This is a genomic window from Candidatus Zixiibacteriota bacterium (assembly GCA_029860345.1).
Lineage (GTDB): Bacteria > Zixibacteria > MSB-5A5 > GN15 > FEB-12 > JAJRTA01.
In genome coordinates this window covers 72911-96967 of record JAOUBJ010000007.1, presented here as the reverse complement: position 1 = coordinate 96967, position 24057 = coordinate 72911, and the positions used below count along the sequence as shown (strand labels likewise).

Annotated in this window: 15 protein-coding genes and 1 pseudogene; 5 read left to right on the top strand and 11 right to left on the bottom strand. The window is 54.3% G+C overall.

Translation table 11 applies throughout. The features are described from left to right. Positions 1–25 precede the first annotated feature (25 nt). Together OEV49_08965 and OEV49_08960 are read left to right on the top strand one after the other, a co-directional pair. Positions 26–610 carry a flavodoxin family protein gene (locus OEV49_08965; GenBank protein MDH3891201.1) on the top strand — a complete coding sequence of 195 codons (585 nt, stop codon included), beginning with the start codon at positions 26–28 and terminating at the stop codon, positions 608–610. 83 nt (positions 611–693) lie between these two features. Beyond that, a complete protein-coding gene (locus OEV49_08960; GenBank protein ID MDH3891200.1) occupies positions 694–1392 on the top strand; it encodes a haloacid dehalogenase type II in 699 nt (232 codons plus the stop codon). Positions 1393–1541: 149 nt separating this feature from the next. Here OEV49_08960 and OEV49_08955 read toward each other — a convergent pair whose 3' ends face one another. The 4 genes from OEV49_08955 to OEV49_08940 all read right to left on the bottom strand — a co-directional run bounded on the left by OEV49_08955 (position 1542) and on the right by OEV49_08940 (position 7744). After that, a complete protein-coding gene (locus OEV49_08955) occupies positions 1542–3185 on the bottom strand; it encodes a hypothetical protein (protein MDH3891199.1) in 1644 nt (547 codons plus the stop codon). Positions 3186–3430: 245 nt separating this feature from the next. Next, complete coding sequence (locus OEV49_08950) at positions 3431–5566, bottom strand: methyl-accepting chemotaxis protein (protein MDH3891198.1); 2136 nt, start codon at positions 5564–5566, stop codon at positions 3431–3433. 57 nt (positions 5567–5623) lie between these two features. After that, positions 5624–6994 carry a hypothetical protein gene (locus OEV49_08945; GenBank protein MDH3891197.1) on the bottom strand — a complete coding sequence of 457 codons (1371 nt, stop codon included), beginning with the start codon at positions 6992–6994 and terminating at the stop codon, positions 5624–5626. Between the two features lie 150 nt (positions 6995–7144). Next, a complete protein-coding gene (locus tag OEV49_08940; GenBank protein MDH3891196.1) occupies positions 7145–7744 on the bottom strand; it encodes a LuxR C-terminal-related transcriptional regulator in 600 nt (199 codons plus the stop codon). A 170-nt stretch (positions 7745–7914) separates the two neighbouring features. On the opposite strand from OEV49_08940, the gene OEV49_08935 reads away from it, so the two are divergent. Next, positions 7915–9414, top strand: a complete 1500-nt coding sequence (locus OEV49_08935) for a serine/threonine protein kinase (protein ID MDH3891195.1) — start codon at positions 7915–7917, stop codon at positions 9412–9414. Between the two features lie 51 nt (positions 9415–9465). Here OEV49_08935 and OEV49_08930 read toward each other — a convergent pair whose 3' ends face one another. Next, positions 9466–10653, bottom strand: a complete 1188-nt coding sequence (locus tag OEV49_08930; GenBank protein ID MDH3891194.1) for a hypothetical protein — start codon at positions 10651–10653, stop codon at positions 9466–9468. A gap of 229 nt (positions 10654–10882) precedes the next feature. Between OEV49_08930 and OEV49_08925 the strand changes: the two are divergent. Continuing rightward, a pseudogene (locus OEV49_08925) lies at positions 10883–12220 on the top strand (DUF3179 domain-containing protein). Positions 12221–12245: 25 nt separating this feature from the next. Here OEV49_08925 and OEV49_08920 read toward each other — a convergent pair. From OEV49_08920 to OEV49_08905, 4 genes are all read right to left on the bottom strand, one after another. Continuing rightward, positions 12246–13064 (bottom strand): DUF4184 family protein, encoded by an 819-nt coding sequence (locus OEV49_08920; protein ID MDH3891193.1) that lies wholly within the window; start codon positions 13062–13064, stop codon positions 12246–12248. Positions 13065–13433: 369 nt separating this feature from the next. After that, positions 13434–14342: a DNA-processing protein DprA gene (locus OEV49_08915; protein MDH3891192.1), complete on the bottom strand. Its 909-nt coding sequence runs from the start codon at positions 14340–14342 to the stop codon at positions 13434–13436. Then, positions 14339–15217 carry a hypothetical protein gene (locus tag OEV49_08910; protein MDH3891191.1) on the bottom strand — a complete coding sequence of 293 codons (879 nt, stop codon included), beginning with the start codon at positions 15215–15217 and terminating at the stop codon, positions 14339–14341. Before OEV49_08910 ends, OEV49_08915 begins: the two co-directional genes overlap by 4 nt. 189 nt (positions 15218–15406) lie before the next feature. Continuing rightward, positions 15407–17872: an ATP-binding protein gene (locus OEV49_08905; protein ID MDH3891190.1), complete on the bottom strand. Its 2466-nt coding sequence runs from the start codon at positions 17870–17872 to the stop codon at positions 15407–15409. Positions 17873–18113: 241 nt separating this feature from the next. Here OEV49_08905 and OEV49_08900 point away from each other — a divergent pair, with 241 nt between their 5' ends. After that, positions 18114–20447 carry a putative Ig domain-containing protein gene (locus OEV49_08900; protein MDH3891189.1) on the top strand — a complete coding sequence of 778 codons (2334 nt, stop codon included), beginning with the start codon at positions 18114–18116 and terminating at the stop codon, positions 20445–20447. Positions 20448–20952: 505 nt separating this feature from the next. On the opposite strand, the gene OEV49_08895 is transcribed toward OEV49_08900, so the two are convergent. Both OEV49_08895 and OEV49_08890 read right to left on the bottom strand, forming a co-directional pair. Then, complete coding sequence (locus OEV49_08895) at positions 20953–21669, bottom strand: rhomboid family intramembrane serine protease (GenBank protein ID MDH3891188.1); 717 nt, start codon at positions 21667–21669, stop codon at positions 20953–20955. Between the two features lie 2 nt (positions 21670–21671). Beyond that, entirely contained in the window at positions 21672–23978 is a 2307-nt protein-coding gene (locus OEV49_08890; protein MDH3891187.1) for a M23 family metallopeptidase, read from the bottom strand. Between the last annotated feature and the right edge of the window lie 79 nt (positions 23979–24057).

Here is a 24057-nt window from a genome sequence, read left to right as displayed (position 1 = left end):
AGGCACCGAACAGGTGAGGAAGAAGATGACAACAGAAAAACCCACGCCACGACGTGTATTGGGAATCGTTGGTTCACCCAGACCAGGCGGCAATACCGATCTGCTGGTCGACGAAGTCCTGAACGCCGCCGCCAACGAAGGCGCCTCGGTCGAAAAAGTACACTTGAGCAAGCTGACAATTGCCCCCTGCACAGCATGCGAAGGTTGCAAGACAAAAGGACATTGTATCGTTGACGACGACCTGGGGCAGGTGTTGGACCGAATGAACGACTCGGACATCTGGGTACTCGGTACACCGGTATACTTCTGGGGGCCGACCGCCTGGTTGAAGGCGTTCATTGATCGCTGGTACGGTTCGCGTCAGTATGTGGACTTTGCAAGCAAACGGGCCATTGTCGTCGTGCCGCTTGAGGACAACAAAGATGCCACTGCACGTCACACTGTCGGTATGCTTAAGGATACTCTCGAATATACCAAGACTGAACTCGTTGCCACGATTGTGGCCAAAGGTGTGAATAAGAAGGGAGAGGTCAACGACCACCCTGATTATCTCGAAGCGGCCCGGCGGGCGGGACAGTTGGCTGTGACGACTCTCAGTGGTGCCGGATAAACTGCAATGGCCGTCATTGCGAGGAGACTCCGCCGTCAGGTGAGACGACGCGGCAAGCTCACATTAAGCAGGTGAGAGACTATATGCGAAAACTCTCAGACTTTGAAATCCTGACCTTCGACTGCTACGGAACCCTGATCGATTGGGAACAAGGCATAAACGCCTCTCTGGTACCAATACTGGCATCGCACCGCTTGAATCTCAATCGCGACGAACTGCTTCAAAAATACGCCACCCTCGAAGCAGAGGCGGAGGACGGTCCGTATCAAACCTACCGTGAGATTCTACGCCGTGTACTTGAAGGTTTCGGCAAGCAATACGATTTCAAGCCGACCGAGCAACAACTGGATGTGTTCGCCGAATCCGTGACCTCATGGCCGCCTTTTGAGGATTCGCCAGAGGCCTTACGCCGGTTGCAGTCAGTCTACAAGTTGGCCGTCCTGTCGAATATTGACGATGACCTGTTTGCAGCATCGGCCGCACGCTTGGGAATCGAGTTTGATTTCGTCTTCACTGCACAGCAGATAGGTTCATACAAACCATCGATAAATAACTTCCACTACACCATCGAACGACTCGGACTTGCGCCCGAACGAATTCTACACGTAGCGCAGAGTTTGTATCATGACATCGTTCCTGCCCAAAAAGTCGGGTTGACCACGGTTTGGATCAACCGACGCCACGACCAGACAGGCTCCGGCGCCACTCCCGAGGCCGAAGCCATCCCGGACTTTGAATACCCGGACATGAGATCGTTCGCCGGTTCAGCTTTGGGAGAATAGCACCTAATAGGATAGCTCATCCGACCACGGGAGTCTTGAAGAGAGCCACATACCCCGTCATTGGAAGCGAACCCGCCTACGGCGGTGGATCAAGACCCAACACAACAGTGAAGTGGATAAGTCGAAAGGTCCCGGATCACCTGGCATAGCTACTCCCGGTCCCGGTTCACCAGTTCCCAGTAGTACCTTTCGGTATCCCTGATCTTTTGCGCGGTCAACTCTGATCGGCGGGGATATCGAGCAATCTGTTCATCGGCGGCCACGATCAGGTTGGGTTCAAACGCCTCCACGTAGCCGGGCGGCGCCTGGCGATCATGGGCCATCAAGCGATGCGGGCGATCAACCGGCGGGTGCCGAGCGATGACATAATCGTTGAGTCCATACTCATCGATAATGTTAACGTGCGGAAACACCCAGCCCGCCACACCGACCATAGTCAGCGCCATCACCGGATATTCTCCCGGGTGGACCTTTTCTCCTGCATCGCGAGATGGATATCGCCGTGTCTGATACTCATAGAACAACTTATGCTCCTGACGACGCATACAAACATGCCGCTCGATTAGCCAGGCTTGTAGATGGTCGAATGGTTTCGCATACCATTGTAAGCCCGTAGGAAAACTGGGGTGCACCGGCACGGTCATGATATGGGCCTGCCGGCGGCTGTCAAACTCTCTGGTAAGCGACCAATGGGTCCACGCAATGGGGAATGATACCAAAATGACGAGCACGAAACATGCGACGGCTGTCATTCTTCTGAAACCTCCGGAATTTACCGACGACAACAGCGACAGGAAAATCAACGGTACCAGATAGCTGTAGACACGATATTCGAAATGGTCGCCACCTATTATGAAAGTGTAGTAAGCCAGGTGCAACAGCAACGTCGCGATGACAATCCGGGCCTCAACCGATGGTCTTGAGATGGAGCCATGGTCTTGGCGTCGGTCGCTTGGTCTCTTAAGCCTCAGATACCCCACTGTGACCAAAACCAGGAGATAGACCCAGAGACCCTGTTCGAGCACAAACGAGGCCAGATAACGTACACCGCTTTCCGGCCAGGCTGCTACATGTTTGGCAAAATAACTGTTCGGCAACCATTCTCCGTATGTCAATCTGCGCCAGGCCAAATGGATCGGAACGATCAGCAGAGATGTGATCGACAGCAACCATCTGAAATCAAACCGGCCTTTTCTGATGACCCTGGGTAGCGAAAAGAGCAATAACAAGCAGGTGCTGAGGACAACCAGGATACCGTCCGGGCGGGACAAATATACCAGAGCCGCCGTTGTGGTCATGAAAAACAAGCGATGATGTCTGTCGGGCGCACCGAAAAGTGTTACCACAACCCACGACAACAGAGTCAGATTAAAAAGGGCTGTCTCCAGTCCGGAACTGCTCCAGGTGAGAAAGGTCCGGTTGGTGACAATACCAATCAGGATAAGGGTCAAGAACCAAAGCCGAAAACGACTAAGACCGGCCGTAAGTTTCATTCGCAGCACGGCCATCGATACAACCATGAGAGAACCCAAAGCACACAACAACGACATGATATTGGCTGAGCGCGGCGGCTCTACATCGAACAGCCGCCATACAATATCAAGCAAAGCAACCCAGAGAAAACTGGTGTATCCCTCAACCGGTCTGAACGGCGGTGCGTTCCAGACATAGCCGTGGCCGAGAAGACTGTTGCTGACGTATCGAAAAGCGATGAAAGCATCATCGGTCAGAAACCACATCATCCGCCAGCCAAAATACAAGAGCACAGATACAGCGACAACAATCAGTGTCACCAGTATTCGTTCACGACGCGAGGCTCCCCAAAAGGACGGCAACGATCCTGGAATGTCTGACTCTGGTTCTTTGATCTTTTGAAATCCCGACGTAGACATGCCGCATATTGGTGCGACAAAGCATTGGGGTCAAGAAAGAAGAACCGCTGCACCCAGCACCCGCGGCCCTATCGCAAAAAAAGCGGGTGGGGAAATGTCCACCCGCTTTGGTTTGCAGCGAAAGATCGAAAAGTTGCTAACGGACGCTATGCATTCTCAGTGACCTGGAACTGTGCCACGATCTGCTGGAGACCTTCTGCGTTTTTGTTCAACTGTTCGGCAGCAGCCGCGGCCTGCTCGGCGCCGGTTGCTGTCTCTTTGGTTACCGATGAAACGTTTTCGACATTCTTGGAGATCTGTTCGGCGGCCGATGATTGCTCGTCGGCAGCCGTGGCGATCTGTTGAATCATGTCCATGACGCGCTGTGACATATTCACGATCTCAGTCAGGCTGTTGCCCGCCTTGTCGGCCAGCTCACGACCCTTGTCAACTTCCTGAACACCGGTCTCCATGGAGGCCACTGCTTCTTCGGTCTCGGATTGGATTCCTTTGATCATGTCGGTGATCTCGCCGGTCGCTTTGCCGGTTCGTTCGGCCAGCTTGCGAACTTCATCGGCCACGACCGCGAAGCCGCGACCCTGCTCACCGGCCCGGGCTGCTTCGATTGCAGCGTTCAAAGCCAGCAGGTTGGTCTGGTCGGCGATGTCGTCGATAACACCGACGATCTCACCAATCTGATCAGCCGACTTGGCCAGTTTGCCGATTGAGTCGGCCGACTCGCGGACTACGTCGGCAATCTTCTGCATCCCCTGAATAGTGTCGTTGACAATCTGACCACCGCTGGTAGCGTTGTCCGAGGCGCCCTTGGAGGCTTCGGTAGCTTCGCCGGCGTTACGAGATGATTCTACAATAGTGGCGCTCATCTCTTCGATGGCAGTAGATACCTGTCCCACTTGCTGCGCCTGATCGTTGGAGCCGCGCGACATCTGCTCGGAAGTCGAGGCGATCTCGGTAGCCGCGGAGACCAACTGGTTGGCGTTCTCACCCAACTTGCGCACCATGCCGGTCAGGTTGGCAACCATCGTTTTGAACGAGTTACCAAGTACATCTTTGTCCGACTTGGGTTCGACCTGCACGGTGAGGTCGTTCTTGGCGATTGTCTCGGCCGCACCTGAGAGTTCTTTCATATAGTCAATCAGTTTCCGGAAAGAATCAGCCAACACTCCCACCTCGTCCTTCGACTTGTGGTCGACGTTGTGCTCAATGTCACCGGTGGAGATTCCGTCGGCTATCCGGGCCATCTGCCCGACCGGCTTGGAAATACCGCGCGAGATGAAAAAGCCCAGACTGATGCCGATCACCACCGACAGCAGGCTGACAATGACAACCGTCATGGTAACTGTTGACGCGGTAGAAACGAATTCATCCACCGCTTCACCCGCTTCTTCTTCAATTGAAGCGACAATGTTGGCCGTGTTCTCTTCAATAATGGCCATCTTCTCATCGGCCGCGACGTCCGCCTGGATGATGCGGTTTTCCATGATACGGGCCACCGTCGGCACGATACCTTCGTGGAAAACAGCATCGAACTCTTCATCGGCCACCATCAGATCGGCCATCCATGCCTTTTCGTCGTCATGATCAAGCCCCGACCGAACGATGTCACGGTACTTGTCCATCTGTTCGACGGCGTTGCCGAACTCAACGATGGCGTCCGGGTTGTGATTAATAATCAGATCTGCGGCAACCTGGTACTGTTTGATCGTCCAGTAACGCATCTCCACGGCGGCCAGCAGAAGTTCTGCATCTCTGGCGATTTCCTTGGAGTCATTGTTCTTGACCGCTTGATTGAACTCTTCATAGAACGACTCACCTATCTTGGTGCCCATCTCATCAATAACACCTATCCACTTATCAGCCTCGACGTCGAGTTCCTTGATGTGCTCTTCCTTGATCCAGGCTACTTCCGGCATAATCTGCTCGCGAAAGACACCGTCGAATTCGCCGTCCGCTTTGACCAGTTCTGCAAACCAGGCATGCTCCTGCTCGTTGTCTATGACTTCGCCCAATCGATCACGGTAATGATCCATCTGCTCAGCAGAATGATCAAATTCCTCAATTGCTGCGTCCTCATGGTTAATGACATGGTCGGCCAGGTTCTGGTACTGTTTGATGGTCCAGAAGGCGACTTTGTTGGCATCGATAGCGTCATGCAAACGTGTGTTGGCATCGTTGGTTGCATCGGTCATGTGGCCGATACCCCAGTAGGCGACGCCGCCCGCGCACAATGTAAGGACGGCCACGACCAGGAAAGCTCCGATTAGTTTCTGTCCGATTTTCATTGTCCTGCTCCCACTTTTATGTTTCAGCTTCTGTTATTTGTGTACTTTCAGCATGTCTCAGAAACTCGCCACCATTTGCAACGTGTTTCTGTTCTCATCGCTGTGGTCGTGCACGATTGTCTCAAACCTCAGTTCGACGGCGTCCACCACTGCATACCCGGCGCCGAACGTATACTGTCCGACGGCATCTCCTTCATCTGGCTGGAAAGACCCATACCGTCCGGTCAGGAAGGCGCGCGGGAAGTTGTAAGTCGACTGGAGATACCAGCCACTGTTGGTTTCCTTGGCGATTGAACGGTTAACCGTGTGAGAGATGTACTCACCTTTGAAATCGAGACTGGCCACCGAGTATTGAACGTCGGCGCCCATCAAACTCATCTCCGGACGACCCGACAGGTTCCAACCGTTGGCGAATGAGCCACCGATTTCCAGACCCTCGACCGGCGTGATCCCGATCCGGGTACCGACGGCATTGGCCGGACTGGTGTCGATCTCTTCGAATACATCTTCACCGGCGGCCAGAGTGGCCACTTCGTCGAGCACCTCAGCCGATGATTCAAAACCGTTGACCGCGTAAACTACCAAGTTACCCGCCGCAGCTTCTACGTTGAAGATGAACCCAAGATCGTTCCAGCCGTCGTGTGTCATGGCCACAGCCATGGGACCACTGACCAGTTTGCGATCAGGCGAAGGATAGTAGTTCAGGTCGATGCCAAACGGGACGTCGAACTGTCCGGCAACGATATTTACCGAGGAAACAAACTGCTCACCTTCATACATGTTAATGTCCAAAACAGCCACGCCCAGTTCAAAGAGTCCGTCATGGGCATTATAGGCAACGGCCAATTCCGCTACAGCCCGATCGCTCAAGGGACTGGCCAGTCCTATTTCGGCTTGACCGAGGCCGAACTGGTTCTTGTCTTCGGCTGAGGTCTGAACTGTGTTTACGACATCGAAGAATCCGGAGATTTCCAAACCCTCGACACCGACCGCTTCATGCTCCGGATCGGTCGGTCCATCGAAAGCCAGCAGTAAATCCTGCTCACCTGCGGATACCAACTGCTCGTCCGGCTGAGCATCCGCCGGCGCCGAGAGCAGCTTGATCTCTTCGCGAAGCACGTTTACTTCGGTTATCAAATCGACCAGTTGTTGTTCGCCAATACTGTCGTCCTGCGAAAGTTTGGCGATTTGTTTGAGTTTCTTCTTCAATTCGGCCTGTTTCTCGGCCAGTTGGTTCTGTTGTTCCTGCCTGGCCTCGGCCTTTTGGTTGGCCTTGGCTTTCAGGCTGGCTTCCAGCTTGTCCAGCTCCTTCATAAGCTGGTCGGCATCAGAGCCGGACTTGTTGCCGGCGAAAGCCGGTCCCACCAATCCCGCCATCAGGATCAGAATGCCTGCGGTGAGAAAGTACCCCTTGAGTCTTTTCAACATGCGTTTCCTCCCTCGTGTCGAAAAACGGACGGTTAGCCTCTAATTCCCTTTGTTGGGATTATCGCCCAAATCAACCTATGCAGGAGGGTCTATTATAGCCCCCATTTGGCGTAGCCGATCTACGCCAAAGTAGTCTGTTCGAGCGACGAATCAGAGCGTCTTCAGATACGATGAGAGGTTTTGCTGTTGGTTGGCTATACCCAGTTTTTTGCGGATATTTCGGCGGTGCTTGCGGATAGTGGCTTCAGAAAGACCCAGCAGTGTACCCGCTTGTTTTGAAGTCAGGCCGTTCTTGACCATGTTGCTGATCTCCACCTCACGGGGCGTCAGACTGGCGTAGATCGATTGTAGTTTGTCACCCAGTGGCTTGGTGGCCTGCTCCAGACTGGTGGCAAGCAATTGCAGTTGACGCTTTTCAACCGGATCGGCCTTATCCTCAAGAGCCCTGACGATTGGCTTGATCAGACGGTCTATATTGGTCCGAACCTGGAAGGCGAGCATTGTTTTCTCTTCTTCGATACGACTCAGTACCTGTTGCAGGGCAACATTGCGCTCGTGAAGTTCCTGGTGTTTTGCCTCCAGTATTTGATTGGCTATGGCCAGGTCGGCTTCAGCCTGACATCGGTCGGCTATTTCTTCCTGGAGACGGCGATTGGATTCGGCCAGATCGGTATCTCCCTCCAGAGAAAGTTGGTTGTGCTCAGGCTCGTTGGCAACGGTTGTGGAATCTCGGTTTTCCGGCTGTTTCATAGGTTCTCCGCGAAACGTTCTCGGCCACCCTTTAGAGGTATTGTCGGAAGACTCAGCCAAATCTGAACAGCCCTGACCAAAGCCGCTTTCGGACAGAAGACAGATCCCTAAAGATAGCGGTATTAGATCAATCATAAACACTGACGGCTTTCTGCCGAAAAGGGGGGTATATGGCTATGATGACCCCTAATCTGACCAACCCAATAACCCGACTCTGGCGAGCACTGTATCGAGCGATTGGTGAAGTGGCTCCGGATGCTCGTAAGGTAGTCCGCAAACCGGCGGTAATACTCGAAGTCTTGCTGAGGGCATATCGGGCGCACATCGCCCTGGCAGTCTCAATTCTGTTCCTGCTGTTTATCGCACCACAGATCGTGGATTTCACTACCGGCATGGTCTTTCCACCGCAGACATCCAAGAAGTTCTTCGGTCTGATCAAGAGACAGAAACAAGACCCGGCTCGGCAGTTCGCTGATTCGGTGCTTACAACAGCTCTCTGGATAACGTCAGTAGGCGCCGTCGCTGTCTTTTTCTGGCTGTCCATTCCAGGCGCTGTGTTGAGAACAACAGCTCGCTCAAAAAGGCTGGTTGGTGAGGCAGCAGCCGTCTTGGAAAGTGATCCTACGAGAAGCCTCGCACTTTACAGACAGGCGTTGGCTCGTACCACAGACCCGGAGCAGGAACTTGCGTTGAAAACCACAGTGCACAAACTCGAAGCTGCGTCGGCGCCCCATCTATCCGTCGGGGAAACGGCTGTGGATTCCGTGCGTGGGACCTTGTGCGAAAACAGTCCACCCGGCCCTCTTGCCACCTCGACTCCAACCAACACAAACAGTCTATCTCGTGTAGGACATGAGGGACGTTACAGCCTGGGGAAGGAACTGGGCGCGGGAGCGATGGGGGTTGTGTATCGTGGCCGCGATAGTGTTCTTGATCGTACGGTAGCGATGAAACAGCTCTCGGTGCGATTGACCGGTGACGATGAGTATGCATCTCGATTCCGCCAAGAGGCCAAAGCGCTGGCAAGACTTACCCATCCCAATATCGTACAGGTGCATGATTTCATTGAAACTGGTAGTCGGTTGTGGATGGTGTTGGAATTCGTGGACGGCGGTGATCTCGCGACTCACCTTCAAATCAGCGGTCGCTTGTCCGCTACGGAGGCGGCGACGATCATAATACCAGCAGCTCGCGGACTCGCCTACGCCCACAGCCAGGGGGTTATTCACAGAGATCTTAAACCGGCCAATATCCTGCTGACCGGCGACTTGGTGCCGAAGATATCAGACTTCGGAATCGCCAAGTTAACCCAGTCTAGCCATATCACGCAGATAGGCTCCGTGCTGGGCTCACCTCCTTATATGAGCCCGGAGCAATGCAGCGGCGGTTCGGTCGATGCACGAACCGATGTCTATGCATTGGGCATTACGCTGTACCAACTACTCACCGGACAAGTCCCGTTTAGCGGCGACACCTCAAGCGTACTGGCACGCCACATTGTCGAGCAGCCCACCCGTCTTGCTGAGATCATTCCCGGGATAACGCAGAGCGTCGAAGACGCGGTTCTCGGGATGCTCGCCAAGAGTCCGGACCAACGCCCTCAGGATATGAGCGCTGTGATCAATCTGCTGGAGTCCTTTTGCTGTCCCTCGCCTTTGAAGCAAACCTAAAGGTCTGGCATTACGTCGATTTCTGTTTGCCAATCAGCGCCAATCCATAGCCTACTGCACGGCCGTGTAGCTAACCTGAACTTCGTCGAATTCAGCCAAATCAACGAATGCACTGCCGTTGAATCCCTGCAGGGTCAAAGTTGCACCATCACTGGTAGCGCTCTGGTTGACGATTTTTGCTGTCGACCCGATGCAGGTTCCGGACAGCACCAGGACGGTGGCAGACAAATCCGGCGGTGTCGTGAAAGTTGCCGATGAAAAAGAAATACTGACCGCGCTTGAATTATCCACTGTTGCCGTTTCCGTAGCGGCGGTGGCCAAATCGGCTGCGTGGTGTCCATCCAGCATATCAGCGTTCAGGTTGGCTACCTGTGTTTCACTATGGACATCCAAAGGCGGCGTACCGGTAGCCACCGTAGAAATTAACCGGCCGTCGGTGCGGATCGATCCGCCGACGACATCCAGTTTCTCCCCTGGCGTCAAAGTGCCGACACCCAGATTGCCGCTGAAATACCCTTTGCCGTTAAACCAGCCGGCGTAACCCCCAGCCGATGTCACATGCACGCCGTCACCGTTGGCATGAGTGACGCGCAGGCCATGGTTGCCGCCGTTGGCCACCCAGATAGCGCACGCACTGGTGGTGTAAACACGCATACCACGTCCGGAACCGGTCTTCTCAACATTCAAAAGCGGTGACGATTCCGACCCGGTGATATGTACGCGGTAAAACGGGCTGGAAGTACCGATGCCTACTTTGTCGCCACTGGCGGTCAGCCTGACCACAGCGCCGTCATCCGTCCAGCCGCTGCCTTCGGTGGCATGGGCGTAGGAAGCTGTGTCGGTATGGACCGCTTTGAAAGCATAGGCTACCGATGCAAACCTGGAGAGCGGCACACTCTCCGGGTCATCGCCGATCCTTATGCCCAGATAGCGAGTGCTGTCGCCGAAAAGCCCGTCCGGAAGGCTGGTCACCGAACCCAACATGACTGCAAAGAGCCCCTTTTCGACATTGACGGCAGGGTGCGTTTCACTCCAGAGTGGATTGGCGCCCAAGCTGTCGTTATAGATAGTGAACAGTATCGGAACGACCGTGTCAATCGCTGTCCCGGCGGTGGTAAGACGGCCCTGGTAGTTCAAAAGTTGGGGTATCTGGCCACTGGCGCTTACACCCATCAACAGACATATAACAACGCATGGGGCAAGCCAAAGACCGACGGTTTGCAATCTATTGAGATTCATGAGTTCCTCCTAATGCGAGACACAATCGAACTGCGAGGTGCAGTAGTATCAGAATGACATCATACCATAAGATAGAAACATGGTGTTATTTGTCAAGTTGACAAGCGCGAGGTGGGGGAACATTTTGCAGTGGCAGGGCGTTTCAGTCATTACCGGGTGGTGGTCGTACTACTTGTTACAGCAGGCATCAAACACGGAAGTGCCGCCGAGATAATAGAGCAACATTCGCATGACCAACTGGATTCTCCGTTTACAAAAGCCGTCGACACCTAAAAGACTTCTCGCCGTTGTGGCCGGGTGCTGTTTGCTCCTTGTCCTGGCTCCGACCGTTCGGTCCAACGCCGACACCACGTTCGAATTGATCCGCCTCGATGAACCGTTGACCTGGATACAAGCGCGCGACTCAGCCCTCAACATGGGAGCCCGGCTGGCCGTTATCACCGATCACTCCGAGCAACTGGCCATGAATGCGCTCCTCAGTCAAACCGATTCAGCCTGGATCGGGGGAACCGATGTCGTCATCGAAGGAACCTGGGTCTGGGTAAATGGTGAGCCCTGGTCGTACAGCAACTGGTTGAGTGGACATCCGGTGCCGTTGGATGGTACCGATTATTTGCAAATCCGTGGTGATATGGACGGCCGGTGGGTCTCGGCCGATGACTACGCCGACGCCTTCGTGATTGAATGGCTCTGCTGCCTGGGTCCCTATGCAGGCAACGTGGATCATGATCCGAGCGGCGGTGTCGATATCGCCGACCTTATCTACCTCGTCGACTACATGTTCTCGGGCGGACCGGCGCCCAGTTGTCTGAGCGAGACCGATCTGACCGGTGACGGCTCTATCGACATCGGTGATCTGGTTTTCCTGGTCGAATTCATGTTCACCTCGGGGCCGACACCGCCTGACTGTCCGCAGGCCGAGCCCGGCATCATCGACACCGTGATAATCGTCGATCAGACGCTCAAGCCGTGGGATATTTCATACGGCGTTCATTACTATGGCATGGACCCCGACAGTTTCAATTTTGGTTTGGGACCGTATCATTTCCCGCCCGTTATCAACCCGGAGTTTCTCTCGCCGGGCGATGACGGCTATCCGTCGCCCGGCAGTACCTTTCCGGTTCTGGGTCTGGTACTGAACGGTGAGACCCGCGCCTATTCACTGTTGGCCATTATCTCCAACGAGGTGGTGGATGACCAGATCGACTCGGTGCATATTGCCGCCACTTACTGACCGCTGCAAAACCTGGCGGTCGTGTACCACCGAGAAATAGACGGACAGGTTCTCACTTTGGCCTCCAGCGGTTGGACGTACAATTACACGTTTGTCTTGTTCGACTACGAAACCGAAAGCATGTGGTATCCGGCCACTGTCGGCGCAGCTGTGCCCGGCTGCGGATGTGTGCTTTGGTGCATCGCCGGAGAGTATGCCGGTCGTATGCTAACCGGCCCGCCCTACACCCGTGCCGCCTGGGATATTTGGTATGCTGGTCATCCGACCACCAAGGTCTACATCGAGGATATCCCTCTGTCCAACGACGATTTCTACAATCCCTACACCCGATAGTTCTCAGATTGTGGTCAGGGCGGACTCACGACTCGTCCGACATGGTTTCGCCCATGCCACCGGCTCGTCGTTTTGACAGGATACCATAGATGCAAACATAGTAGAAGAACCCGGCCCAGCCGGCCAACCCAAAGCTGGACATGGCCGAGATTGTATTGTGACCCTGCCTCAATTGCAGGTCGTACACGATATCGAAACAGTAAACCACCAGGCAGGCAAAGAGAGTAGCCACCACACCACCGACCAGCCAGAACAGGAGCTTGCTGCCTGAAGAACGTGTAGGTCGCATCGCCGCCGGAGGTGGTAATAGACACCCTTTGAGGACATACCTCAGCATAACGACAGCACCGGCGATCGTGCTGACGTGTTGAAGCCATCGGCACAGAGGGCGTTGGATTCCCCACAAAGTAAACACCTCTGAGAAAACTTCAAACATCTGCGCCATTTCTCCCCACGGGTGTGTAAACGAATCCCAAAAGAAATGTGTCAAGGTACCCAGCAGAACCGACAAGGCGAGCTTCATCCAACCGCCGAAGCTGCCGATCTGAAAACTCTGTTCGGCCAAACCGGACAAGCGGATATCGAACGGTCTGGGGAGATTGTAAATGGCCTGATACTTAAAGAAACGATGAAAGCAATATGCAAACAGCATCCCGGCCGGTAGACAAAAGAGAAGCAACCCCAGCCAGGAATGACTAAAGCCACGATACTGCGTCTGCAACATCAGGAAATAGAGCAGGTCTGGCGACATAGCACCGGCTATTAAACCACTTAACGAAAACCATCGTGGGCAGAGTTGTTTGAACGGCAGAACTATCGCTGGATGAGATACGGTGAACGGCATTGGCTGTTATAACCGCCAAGACGGCTTTGGTTCGCAAGTTTGAACTGGTCCATGAAAGTCCCGGACAATTCATCGGGCTCGTTGATACGTCCGTCCGGGCTGCTGCGGTGGGCCCTGTCATGCCCCGGCGGGATGTGACCGACCGCCGCGTAGCCACCGCCGTGCGACTGGGTGGCACCCTCAAACTCGGTTTGGGGGTGTCCTTGTTACCCGCCCCAAACAGGGTTTGAGGCGGCCACCCGACGGGCTTGGTAATTATCCACATCCACCGAAAATTCATGGTTCGACTCCGCTCACCATGAGGTGGATGAGCAGAGCGCAAAAAGCCATTTATGGCCGCGAAGCGCCAGGGACCCATTTATGGGCGATTTATCGGTGGCGGCGCCTGATGGTCTCGATCAACTGTTCTGCATCGACCAGACCTTTGTCTTGCATTCTGATTTCCGTCGCACCTTTTCTTAAAAAATACCGATGTCCATCGGTCACCCGCTCATCACGTCCACTCTTCAACAAGTACAATGGGCGTCCAAGTTTCAGTGCTGTCCTGGCTGCTTCGAAAGTTCCTCCCGACAGGCCCGGCTCCACGGCCAGCACGGCTTGTGATAGTGCGATAATAGTACTGTTGCGTTGCATGGCTCCCCATGTCGTCCATTTGGCCCGCGGATAAAACTCTGAGACTACCAGGAGCTTGTCATGCTGGACAGCGTCGTCAAGCAGATCGGTCATGTTTAGGCTGAGAATTCCCGCCGGCAGTACTATCGTGGTTACACCCCCGGCCATGAAAGCTGCGTTGTGTGCCACCTGGTCGACACCGGCCGCGGCGCCACTGATGACATTGATGTCGAGTCCCGCCACATAACCTACCAGTTGGCTGGTCTTCTCGTGACCTTCTGAGGATACATCGCGAGATCCACAAACGGCCAGGGTCGGCTGCTTCAACAACTCCATGTTGCCATAGACAAACAAGGCCGGCGGAGCTGCGTCCTCGAGAGTCTGTGCCAACTGCATGGGATAATCATCGGTTGCATACATTACCAGTCGGACATCATGTTCGCACAGTTCTTCAAGCAGATTGGTAGCCTCCGCAGTGTCCGGCCCCAATCTCTTTACCAGATCATCGGGAATACGGAAACGTTCAAACAGGTCGGACTCTTCGCTTTTCAGCAAGTCCTCCAGATCACACCGGACCTCCACAGCCGCCCGCAGGATGCGCAGAATAGTCCGAGCTCCGATCCCCTCGGTTTGCATTAGCTTAAGAACGATAGTGCCTGCGTTCATAAATTGTCCGTGTCGCGACAGGATTTCACACAAACCAGTCCGATCACCTGAGCTGCCCCTATCGCCTTGAGATACCCGGCGAACGACCAGATCGTGACACCCGACTGATACAGATCATCGATCACTACCACGGTCCGACCTTGTACCTCCGTTGCGAACTCGATAGCCTGCGACTTTAGAAGCTCTTCCCAAATAGCTATCTTGTCGGAAAGCGGTAGGTTTTTGAGATTTGGTTTGTCGGTGGTGAGAAGGGGATGCACAACCTCTGTCGGCCTGTCGGAAAGCGGCGCCACTTTGAGTTTTTCTGCAAGCAGCCCGACCAGCTCTTTGGGCAGGTCATACCGTTTACGGGCGCTTGAAGGAATGTACGTCAACAAGGATCGCGCCCTGGGCAGCCCACGATATATCCGCTTTAGCAGACGGTGCATGTGTTCGGCGATGATAGCCATCGCCCGCTCGGACTCTTCATACTTGGCCCGGTATTCCAACTGGCCGATCGGTGTGCGTTCAAAACGTGACATGTCATCGGGCGAGTCGGCATTGAGATCAAGCGCCACACACAGGTCCAATTCATCTGTAAAGAACGGCTGTAAGCGGCGGCCGCGACCAAGGACGACCCACTGACCGAAATCGGCCAGGAAATTCCGCACCTGGAGAACCTCTTCGTCTGAGAACTTGCACAAGCAAACTCTCAGGCCGTCCGTCTCATTGGCCACCTGCCATCCGTTTTGAGCCTTCATGAAAAGGGCTGGTTCCTGCCGTTCAAACAACTCTGCGTACAACGTTGGGAGTTCCAACGCCCACGCCCGGTCCTCGCGCTGGGTGAAACGATATTCCGAAAGCCGGTAGCGATTGGTCGGTAGATTTCGTGTCACTGGCTTTCCATACTTCGAACGTGTAACCTCGCCCATCTTGAAAAGTTGACCCTAGCATAATACAGATTCGGAGCCTATTGTCAATCACCATGAGCAGGTGGACGCTTCGGCAAACCCAGGAGGGAAGATTGAAAACTGTGTGGACGAGTAGCAGAGGCGATACAGTCGGCCTGCAATCACACCGTCATATCAACCCGCGCGATCCAGTTCGTCACGGACGGCCAGGCCGAGATCGGTCTGTGTGTACGGTTTGCGCACGTACTTTCCGGCGCCGAGGGCCTGCATGGCGCTGACCCGCTCGGTAGCCGAATAACCGGACACAATTATCGCTTTCTGCCCCGGGTTTGATTTGATGATCTCGCGATAGGTGTCAAGCCCGTCGAAGCCGGGTTCCATGATCATATCCATAACCACCAAATGCGCCCGGTGCCTACTCAAATACTCAACAGCGGCATGACCGTGCACAACCGTGGTAACGGTGTAACCGAGATGCGAAAGCAGGACCTTGGCCAGGTCACGCTGCTCCGCCGAATCATCAACGACGAGAATGGACTCATCACCGGTCGAAGTCGACTTGTCACCAGCCACCGGATTCTGCCGCTCGCCTGAAGCCACCGGGAAGTACAACACAAACTCAGTACCTTTACCCAGTTTTGAGAAGACGTCGTAGTATCCTTTGTGGTCTTTCACGATGCCGTACACGATCGACAATCCCAAACCACTCCCGGAACTGCCCATTTCTTTCTTTGAATAGTACGGCTCGAAGATGCGTCCCAGGTCTTCTTCACCGATGCCGGTTCCGGTGTCGCGGACACGCATGATGACATAATACTGCGGCGGAAGCCGGTCATGACCGCCGTGCAGCTTGCTCAAATATTCCTGCGAGGTCTCGATGCTCAGCGTGCCACCGTTCGGCATGGCATCGAAAGCGTTTACTATTAGATTCATGAAGACTTTTGAGAGGTGTGGAGCCGAACCCTGGATAGACTCGGTATCTTCACTAAGACTCAGTTGAACTTTCACATCCGTTCGGGCGGCAGCCAGTTTTCGATAGCTGGGCGAATCGAGGTACTCTGCGATAACCTCGTTAATCTGAGTGCCGGTTGTCTCAAAGCGCCCGCGTCGAGCCATCGTGAGCAGGTCCTGAATAACATCGGCGGCATCCTTGGCGGCCCGACCGATTCGCTCGACCTGTTTTCTTACCGGCGAGTCGTCGGGTAGTTTTTTGAGCACCAATTCCGGATAGCCGACCATAGGTCCCAACATATTGTTGAGATCATGGGCCACACCACCGGCCAATATGCCCAACGACTCCATACGTTTGGCCCGCTCCAGCTTTCGCCGCAGGTCCTGGTTTTGCACGGCGGCGAAGTTGCGCTCGATTACCCGACCGACCGATTCGGAAATGTAGGCCAACAGTTCCAGGTCTTCCCGGCCATAGCGACTGGACTCCGTATAGTGCTGGACCACCATCACACCCTTGGTCTCCCCCGAAGCTTTAACCGGCACGCCCAACCAGATCGGTGAGGGATGGCCTACCAGGTCTACCTCGCCCGCCTCCTTGAGTCGATTGTGAACTTCTTCATCGACCAACATCGGATGACCCGTCCTGCGCACGTAGTCGGTCAGGCTCTTGCGTAGTTGGGCCGGCGCGAAATCGGTGCCGTCGTACAAGTCCTTGCTGAATGGGAACGAATATGTGTCTGTCTCAGAATCATAAAGAGCGACATAAAAATTGGTCGTGTCGATTATGTCACCCAGGCGCGTACAGATTTTGCCCAACAGTGTTTCCAGATCACCTTCGGCCGCTTCCTCCGAGATCAAAGACACCAACCTTCTCGCTTCGTCCATCCGGTGCCGTTCGGTGATATCATGGATAGTACCATAGACACGGCTGACTTTGCCATCTTTGTCTTGTGACACCACGCCGTTTTGGTGAACAAACCGGATTTGTCCGTTGGCTTTCTGAATTCTGAAAACGAGGTCTATCGGACGAGCCGCTTTAAGCTCCGCGACACCTTCTCTGAGCACGCGCGAGCGGTCCTCGGGATGAACAGAACTGATATAAGTTCGGATATTGCCGATAAGATTGCTCGGGTCCAGCCCGAATACCCGACCCAGTTCCTGTGACCATTTTAGCTCGTCGGATTGGATCAGATATTCCCAGCTCCCCATGTGGGCAACCTGCTGGGCCTCGGCCAGATGGGCTTCCTGAGTGCGCAGCTCTTCGATCACCCGCTTGTGTTCGGTAACATCGCGAAAACTCCAAACGCGACCGGAGACTTCACCAGCGTTGAACAGCGGGCAGGAAAAACGCTCGAAAACACGTCCGTCCTTGAATTCCAGAATATCAAAGGACTCGGCCGAACTGCCGTAGAGTTCTTTCACTTTGGACACGAAGGCGTCCGGATCGGCCAGCTGATCCAGCACAAAGCCAATCAGCTTGTTGTCATCATCGGTTTCCAGTATCTCCTTGGGAATTCGCCACAGTTCGGCAAAGCGCCGGTTCCGATGGGTCGCCTTGCCCTCACTGTTCACAGCCAGAATACCATCGGCGGTGGATTCGAGAATTCCCCTCAGTAACTCCTCGCCTATAGCCGTCGAGTTGGAGCCCATACCATCGGTGGTGGCTGAATTTGATACTTTAGTCTTCATCCAAGCTGTCTTTCAAAACCACCATTCCGTTTGGAAGGATGATCGTAGTTCGATATCCAAGACCGTTTGTCGACACCATAGTCTTCGGACTTATCTCTTCCTGTATCGGCAGTTACACAGCACCTCTAAAGCCCACCGCCACACCGCCAGAAGCATTGACAAAGCCTGCCAACCAGCTATATTGACTCAGAAGACAATGACAGGCCCAACACATAGCAGGTCCCTCAATCAGGAATAGAACATGGATTGCATCCAAGTGAAGAAAACACCCACGAGTTTGGCAAAGCGTTCATTTTTGTCCGCTCTCATAACGGTTCTCGTTCTGGGCACGACATCGGTCGTCAGCGGCAACGATTCCTCCTCCGGGACGGGACCGGACAAGCAGACGCCCATCTCGATCAGCGGCGATTCAGGACCCATCGGCAACACTGTCGAGATCACGCGCTGGGTGGACCCTGAGGGCAGATTGCCGAGCGGCTTTAATGAATGGCAAGCCACTCAAAGTCCGCTGGAGCCGTTTAGCATTCAGCTATCCCAAACAGTTCAGCCAAACAATCGGGCCGGGCGTTCCACAAAGATGTGCGTGATTGTCAACAGTGATCTCTACCCGTCAATCCAGACCGCGCTGGATCAGTACCTTCTGGACCTGACCGGGGAGTTGTACGCGGTTGAACTCTTCACCAGTCTCGGCGGCACACCGGAAGAACTGCGCACCTTCTTGCAGCAACAATACCAGGCCGGGATGGAGGGTTGCGTGCTGATTGGTGACCTGCCGATTCCCTGGTACGAAACATGGTGCGGCGACGGACCCGATTACGAACAATTCCCAATCGACCTCTTCTATATGGACCTCGATGGTAGTTTTGTCGATTCCGATGCCAACGGTTTGTACGAGTCTCACTCAGGCGATGTCACGCCCGAGATTTGGATGGGTCGTTTGACGGCCTCGGTTATCCGCATGGGCGGGCGCGACGAAGTGTCATTGATGCTAAACTACTTTTACAAAAACCATCTCTACCGCTGCGGGCTGATGGGCGTGAACAACCGCGCCCTGGTATACATCGATGATGACTGGGCCGACGGCGGCGTCAGTTGGAATCTCGATGTCGGTACGGCCTACAACGACCGCACTTTCGAGAATGACAACTGGATCACCTGGGCTGATGATTACCAGGGATACCTACCGGCCAACTACGAGTTCATACAGGTCTGCGTGCATTCGTCACCCTTCGTGCATGGTTTCAAGAACCCGTCCGAACAATGGAGCTACACCTACAACGGCACCATCCTGGCTTTGGACCCGACCGCCGTCTTTTACAACCTGTTCGCCTGCTCCAACTCGCGCTATGTCGAAATGGACAATATGGGCGGGTGTTATACTTTCGGTGACTCCTACGGACTGGGCTCCATCGGCAGCACCAAGACCGGCTCGATGCTCAACTTCGGCGCCTTCTATCAGCCCTTCGGCGACGGCCTGTCAATTGGCGAAGCATTCAAGTCGTGGTTTACCGATTGCGGCTCCGACGGTTTTGCAGACTGGGAAGTTTGCTGGTACTACGGAATGACCCTTCAGTCTGATCCAACTCTGACCGCACAAAAGAAAGCGACCGGCTCGACCATTCAGTACGATCTCGGCAGCGCTTCGTACATGAGCGCCATCGCTGCAGGCAGTGGCTGGGATTGTCACAACGTCCGTTTCAGCCCGACCACTCTTTGCACGCTGACTACAGCTACCATCGAAGGATACTTTCCCGGTTCACCGGCCGGTCGGCTGTACATCTGGAATTCCGACGGCGCCTTTCCCACGACCGTGATCGACTCGGTCGATATCCCAGCCGGTGGCTTCCCAGGCGTCGGCTCATTGATTGTCGATCTGTCGGATAAGAATCTGGTTTTCATGCCGGGTCAGACTTTTCATATCGGTATCACCATTGTCGACCCAAACCCGGAAGATACTTTGTGGATATACATGGATGCCGGGGTCGAGCCGGATGAACATCGCAGTAGCGTTCTCGAAGGAGAACTGTGGCGTTCCCACTATGATATCTGGGGTTGGGACTACAATTTCCTGATTCGCGCGCTGGTCAAAACCGAAGAAGGGCCAACTATCGAGATCACTACGCGCACGATTGAAGACGGTCAAGCCGGCAGCGCTTACAGCGCGACTATTGATTGCGAAGGTGGAGCGCCGCCGTACACATGGGACCTGACTGCGGGCAGTCTGCCTGCTGGTATGACCATTGAACCATCGTCCGGTCAGATTGGTGGTACACCGACTTCGCCGGGCGAGTTTTTGTTCACCGTGCGCGCGATTGACGGCGTCGACCCATTGCTGTACGACGTGCAGCATCTGGCCATGACTATCGACTTTATGTGCGCCGACATCGACGTCAACGGAACACCGGCCGACATTGCCGATTTGGTTTACTTGGTCGATTGGATGTTCAACGAGGGAGCGACGCCGACCGTCATGGTTGCGGCCAATATCGACGGCATCGACCAGGTTGACATTGCCGATTTGGTCTACCTTGTCGACTACATGTTCACTTTCGGCCCCCCACCGGTGTGCGAGTGAACGGTAGGGAACTCCGACACGCCACTTTACTATCGAAGCGACTGGGTGGTACCCTCAAACCCGGTTTGGGGGTGACAATTCTTATCTCCGCCCCAAACAAGCTGGCTGTGTCGCAATCGTGTGTTCCACCGGTTCCTGCGTTCGCCGAAGGCGAACGTGTGAACCGGTGGTTCTTGAGATTGCTCTCTCACAACACGATGCCGAGAATCGCAGGGTCCTGACCACGCCTAGGGCGTGGTCAGGACCCTGCGAAACCCTATTATGACACAGAGTGAAGGTCCGAGGCGGCCACCCGACGTCCATAAATGGGCCTCTTACGCTTCGCGCACAGCGGAACAACCAAAGTGACACTGGACGATCCTGCCCGGTGTCAGCCGAGTCGCCTGCCAGCACCTGGATACTCCGCCCGACGAAGACAACTTGACAACGTCTGGTATTAAACGAATGCGGGCGTAGCGCGAAAAAGTGATTTATCACCGCGTAGCGCGAGAAACCCATTTATGGGTCACCAATTCATCCGATACACCCGCTGGCCGCCGGTGGGCGTGGTGCCGCGGCCGAACAGTTTGACCATCAGACGCATCACCAAATATCCAAAAACAAATCCACCCACGTGGGCCATCCAGGCCACCCCGCCGCCACTGGCTGAACCCATGACCGACATCAGAATCTGATAGATGAACCAAATCCCAAGCACCACTTTGGCCGGAAGCTGGATGAACTGGATGAAAAAGAATACGACCAACACCGTGATTTTCGCTCGTGGGTGCAGTACCATATAAGCACCCATCACACCTGCAATCGCACCCGAGGCGCCGACCAGCGGTATATCCGACGACGGACTGAACAATGTATACAAGGCTATCGCTGCCAGCCCGGCCACAAAGTAGAAGAGCAAGAATTTTACCGGTCCGAAATAGTCTTCGATGTTGTTGCCGTAGATCCATAAGAAGAGCATGTTGCCGATAAGATGCATCCAGCCGCCGTGCATGAACATCGATGTAAACGGCGTCAGCCAGACCGATGCCGGTATCTGCGGCGTCAACTCCACCGATGAGATCAGTTCGTATGGGATGAACCCGTACTGGATGGTTATCATTTGAAATTCGCGCGCCCCCTGCATAATGCTCAGCAGGAAGATAAGGCTGTTTGCTGCAATCAGCCCAACCGTGAAGTACGGTTTGCGAAATGTCGGAGCATCGTCACGGATCGGAAAGAACAACTTTATCTCCCGGTTTGTTTGCGGCGCTTCTGTTTGCTCTTAACGGTGAAATTGAGATATTGTTCTGTCATGTTACCGGCGCGATCATAAATAATTATGGCCAAATGGTGTGGCCCCGGTGCGAGTGGTTCGACCAGTTGCGTTTCGCACCGTGCGGTCTCCGGATCAAAATCGACAATCTGCCACTTGGTGTCAATCTTGACCGATATGTCCTCATCGTCTCCGATTCCCGATAGCGAGTCCACGGCCAGGAAGGCGATACGTGGTTTTAGAGTATTGTAAGTACGACCTTCATTGACCGAGAGATGCAGGATCTTGGGTGGATCATAATCAAAGACGGCGGCGAAAGACCCACCGCCCAGCGAGGTGGCCATCAGAGAATCCCCCGCCAACTCGTTGTCCAGCCAAACCCAGCGGTCTTCCTCCTTGTCCAGCCAACAGATACCGCTGGGGTTGTCATTCAGCTTTCGACCGGGGATTCTCAACTTCATCAGGAAATCCTCTCGCGTCACAAACGCCTCGGGCAAAACCTGATAGTGGGCCGAGTTGAGATGCAAAGCCGATTTGTGTCGGGAATAATTGCGCTTCAACTCGATAAAGCGTGGTTCGTACAGATTGGCCCGGTTGAAGGTCAGTTCAAGGAGATCATCGACAGACACAATCTGCAGGTCACGACCACCGACCCGGTGGATATTGGCCGAGTCCGAAAACGCGCGCATACGGTGGCTCGAATCGCGTGTCATTGCGGCGCCTATGCGATCGATGCGCTCATACTCAGGACGCGGCGGCACAAAACATATATGACGAGACAGGTCGAAATACTGCGGGTATTCCACGCCCAAAAGTGAGTCGCCGTAATACAGTTCTATGCGCGACTCGGATGCCTTTTTGTTCTTGATATCAAGGGTAACCAACAGACCGTCATCGACAACTTCCCAAGAGGGCTTGACCCGATCTGCTTGCTGTTCGTGCAAGCCGTTGAAAATGTTGTCACGTATGATCGTGTTGGCACAGTACAGATGCAAGGCCAACAGAGCGGTCGGCGTGCGATCCGATTCAATCCGGCAGATGATGCGACCATTCTCAAGCGGTATGACCTGGACTTCTTTCGACTGACCCCACCACCCGGGTATGTTGCGCAAAGCTACCACCGAGTCGATGCCGAACTCGTCGAAGCCGTCAACCGGAGTAAAATAGTATTCGGTTCTCAGTTTCTGGGGCATGATAACCGAGTCCATCTGGTATATATAGTCCCGAGGTCCCCACAGAAAATCGAATTTGACTTCCGAACGATTACCAAAACTGTCATCACCCACTATCCGAGCGCGGTGCCGTCCCACCCGCTCACCTCCATCGGCGCCAAAAATACCCGATCCAAGCTGGCCGCTGCTGCCTGAGAAACTGTTGCCGCTGATCTTAAACAGCCGCCTGACCCGTTTGCGTCCGTTGGCCGCCTCGGTGTAATCATACTCCAGCCGTACCGCGTCGGTGGTTTCATAACTGGCCGAATCAAAACGGGTGTCGTACATGAGACGATCATCGATGAACAGCCTCAGCCGATAGATCGCTTGCCGCATCCCCCCCGAACGCATTTGATCATAACCGTCCACCAGCAGCCCAAAAGGTCGATGGAGATAGATAAGCGTATCGAGCCCGAACTGCCCGGGCCCCTTCGATGGCTTGACATCCACGAACAGCTTGCGCCGACCGTTGGGCAGTAGCGAGTGATCGTCCGTCATCTGAATTCCCAGGCGACTGAAACTCGGTTTGGTCTTGTCGTCGAGTTCAAACCCGTTGGTCAGCGGATTGATGGGGATGTTGTCGCCGGTGCGTTTCTCAAAATGCAGATGAGGTCCGCCCTTGCCGGCTTGACCCGTGTAGGCCAAAAACTCACCCTGCTTGACCCGGATGGAATCCTTGGGAAAATAAATATCCTGGCGGTAACGCTGCACGGCCATTTGGGCTTCTTTGACCGGCCGGTCAATCTTGCCGGTCATCTGCGACAAATGCCCGTAAACATAGAGGTAGCCGTTGTCTCCCATTATATACAGCCCCTTGCCGTAACCCGAGTAAGACATGTAGACACGCCAGACATAGCCATCGACCGGAGAATACACTTCGGCGCCAATCTTGCCGCCGGTGCGCAGATCGACTCCGCCGTGAAAATGGCCGTCGCGGAAATCCCCAAAACCCGAGGAGAGGTCGGTTTCTCGTTTTAGCGGCCAATCTTCTGCGGCCGTTAGACCAGGGATAACTGAAAGCCCTGCAATCAATAACAAAGATGTGGTGATAGACGATAGTTTTAGCATAAGGGTGCCGATAATCTCTCAAAATGGTTCATTTTATTATGATACAAAAAAGGACGGCCTTTGTAAAATATCTTGACGG

What these genes read in the sequence shown, in the direction of transcription:
- OEV49_08905 (MDH3891190.1), bottom strand. Translation starts at nt 17,872, where the DNA reads ATGAAGACTAAAGTATCAAATTCAGCCACCACCGATGGTATGGGCTCC.
- OEV49_08945 (MDH3891197.1), bottom strand. Translation starts at nt 6,994, where the DNA reads ATGTTGAAAAGACTCAAGGGGTACTTTCTCACCGCAGGCATTCTGATC.
- OEV49_08890 (MDH3891187.1), bottom strand. Translation starts at nt 23,978, where the DNA reads ATGCTAAAACTATCGTCTATCACCACATCTTTGTTATTGATTGCAGGG.
- OEV49_08940 (MDH3891196.1), bottom strand. Translation starts at nt 7,744, where the DNA reads ATGAAACAGCCGGAAAACCGAGATTCCACAACCGTTGCCAACGAGCCT.
- OEV49_08965 (MDH3891201.1), top strand. Translation starts at nt 26, where the DNA reads ATGACAACAGAAAAACCCACGCCACGACGTGTATTGGGAATCGTTGGT.
- OEV49_08950 (MDH3891198.1), bottom strand. Translation starts at nt 5,566, where the DNA reads ATGAAAATCGGACAGAAACTAATCGGAGCTTTCCTGGTCGTGGCCGTC.
- OEV49_08960 (MDH3891200.1), top strand. Translation starts at nt 694, where the DNA reads ATGCGAAAACTCTCAGACTTTGAAATCCTGACCTTCGACTGCTACGGA.
- OEV49_08920 (MDH3891193.1), bottom strand. Translation starts at nt 13,064, where the DNA reads ATGCCGTTCACCGTATCTCATCCAGCGATAGTTCTGCCGTTCAAACAA.
- OEV49_08930 (MDH3891194.1), bottom strand. Translation starts at nt 10,653, where the DNA reads ATGAATCTCAATAGATTGCAAACCGTCGGTCTTTGGCTTGCCCCATGC.
- OEV49_08900 (MDH3891189.1), top strand. Translation starts at nt 18,114, where the DNA reads ATGGATTGCATCCAAGTGAAGAAAACACCCACGAGTTTGGCAAAGCGT.
- OEV49_08935 (MDH3891195.1), top strand. Translation starts at nt 7,915, where the DNA reads ATGGCTATGATGACCCCTAATCTGACCAACCCAATAACCCGACTCTGG.
- OEV49_08915 (MDH3891192.1), bottom strand. Translation starts at nt 14,342, where the DNA reads ATGAACGCAGGCACTATCGTTCTTAAGCTAATGCAAACCGAGGGGATC.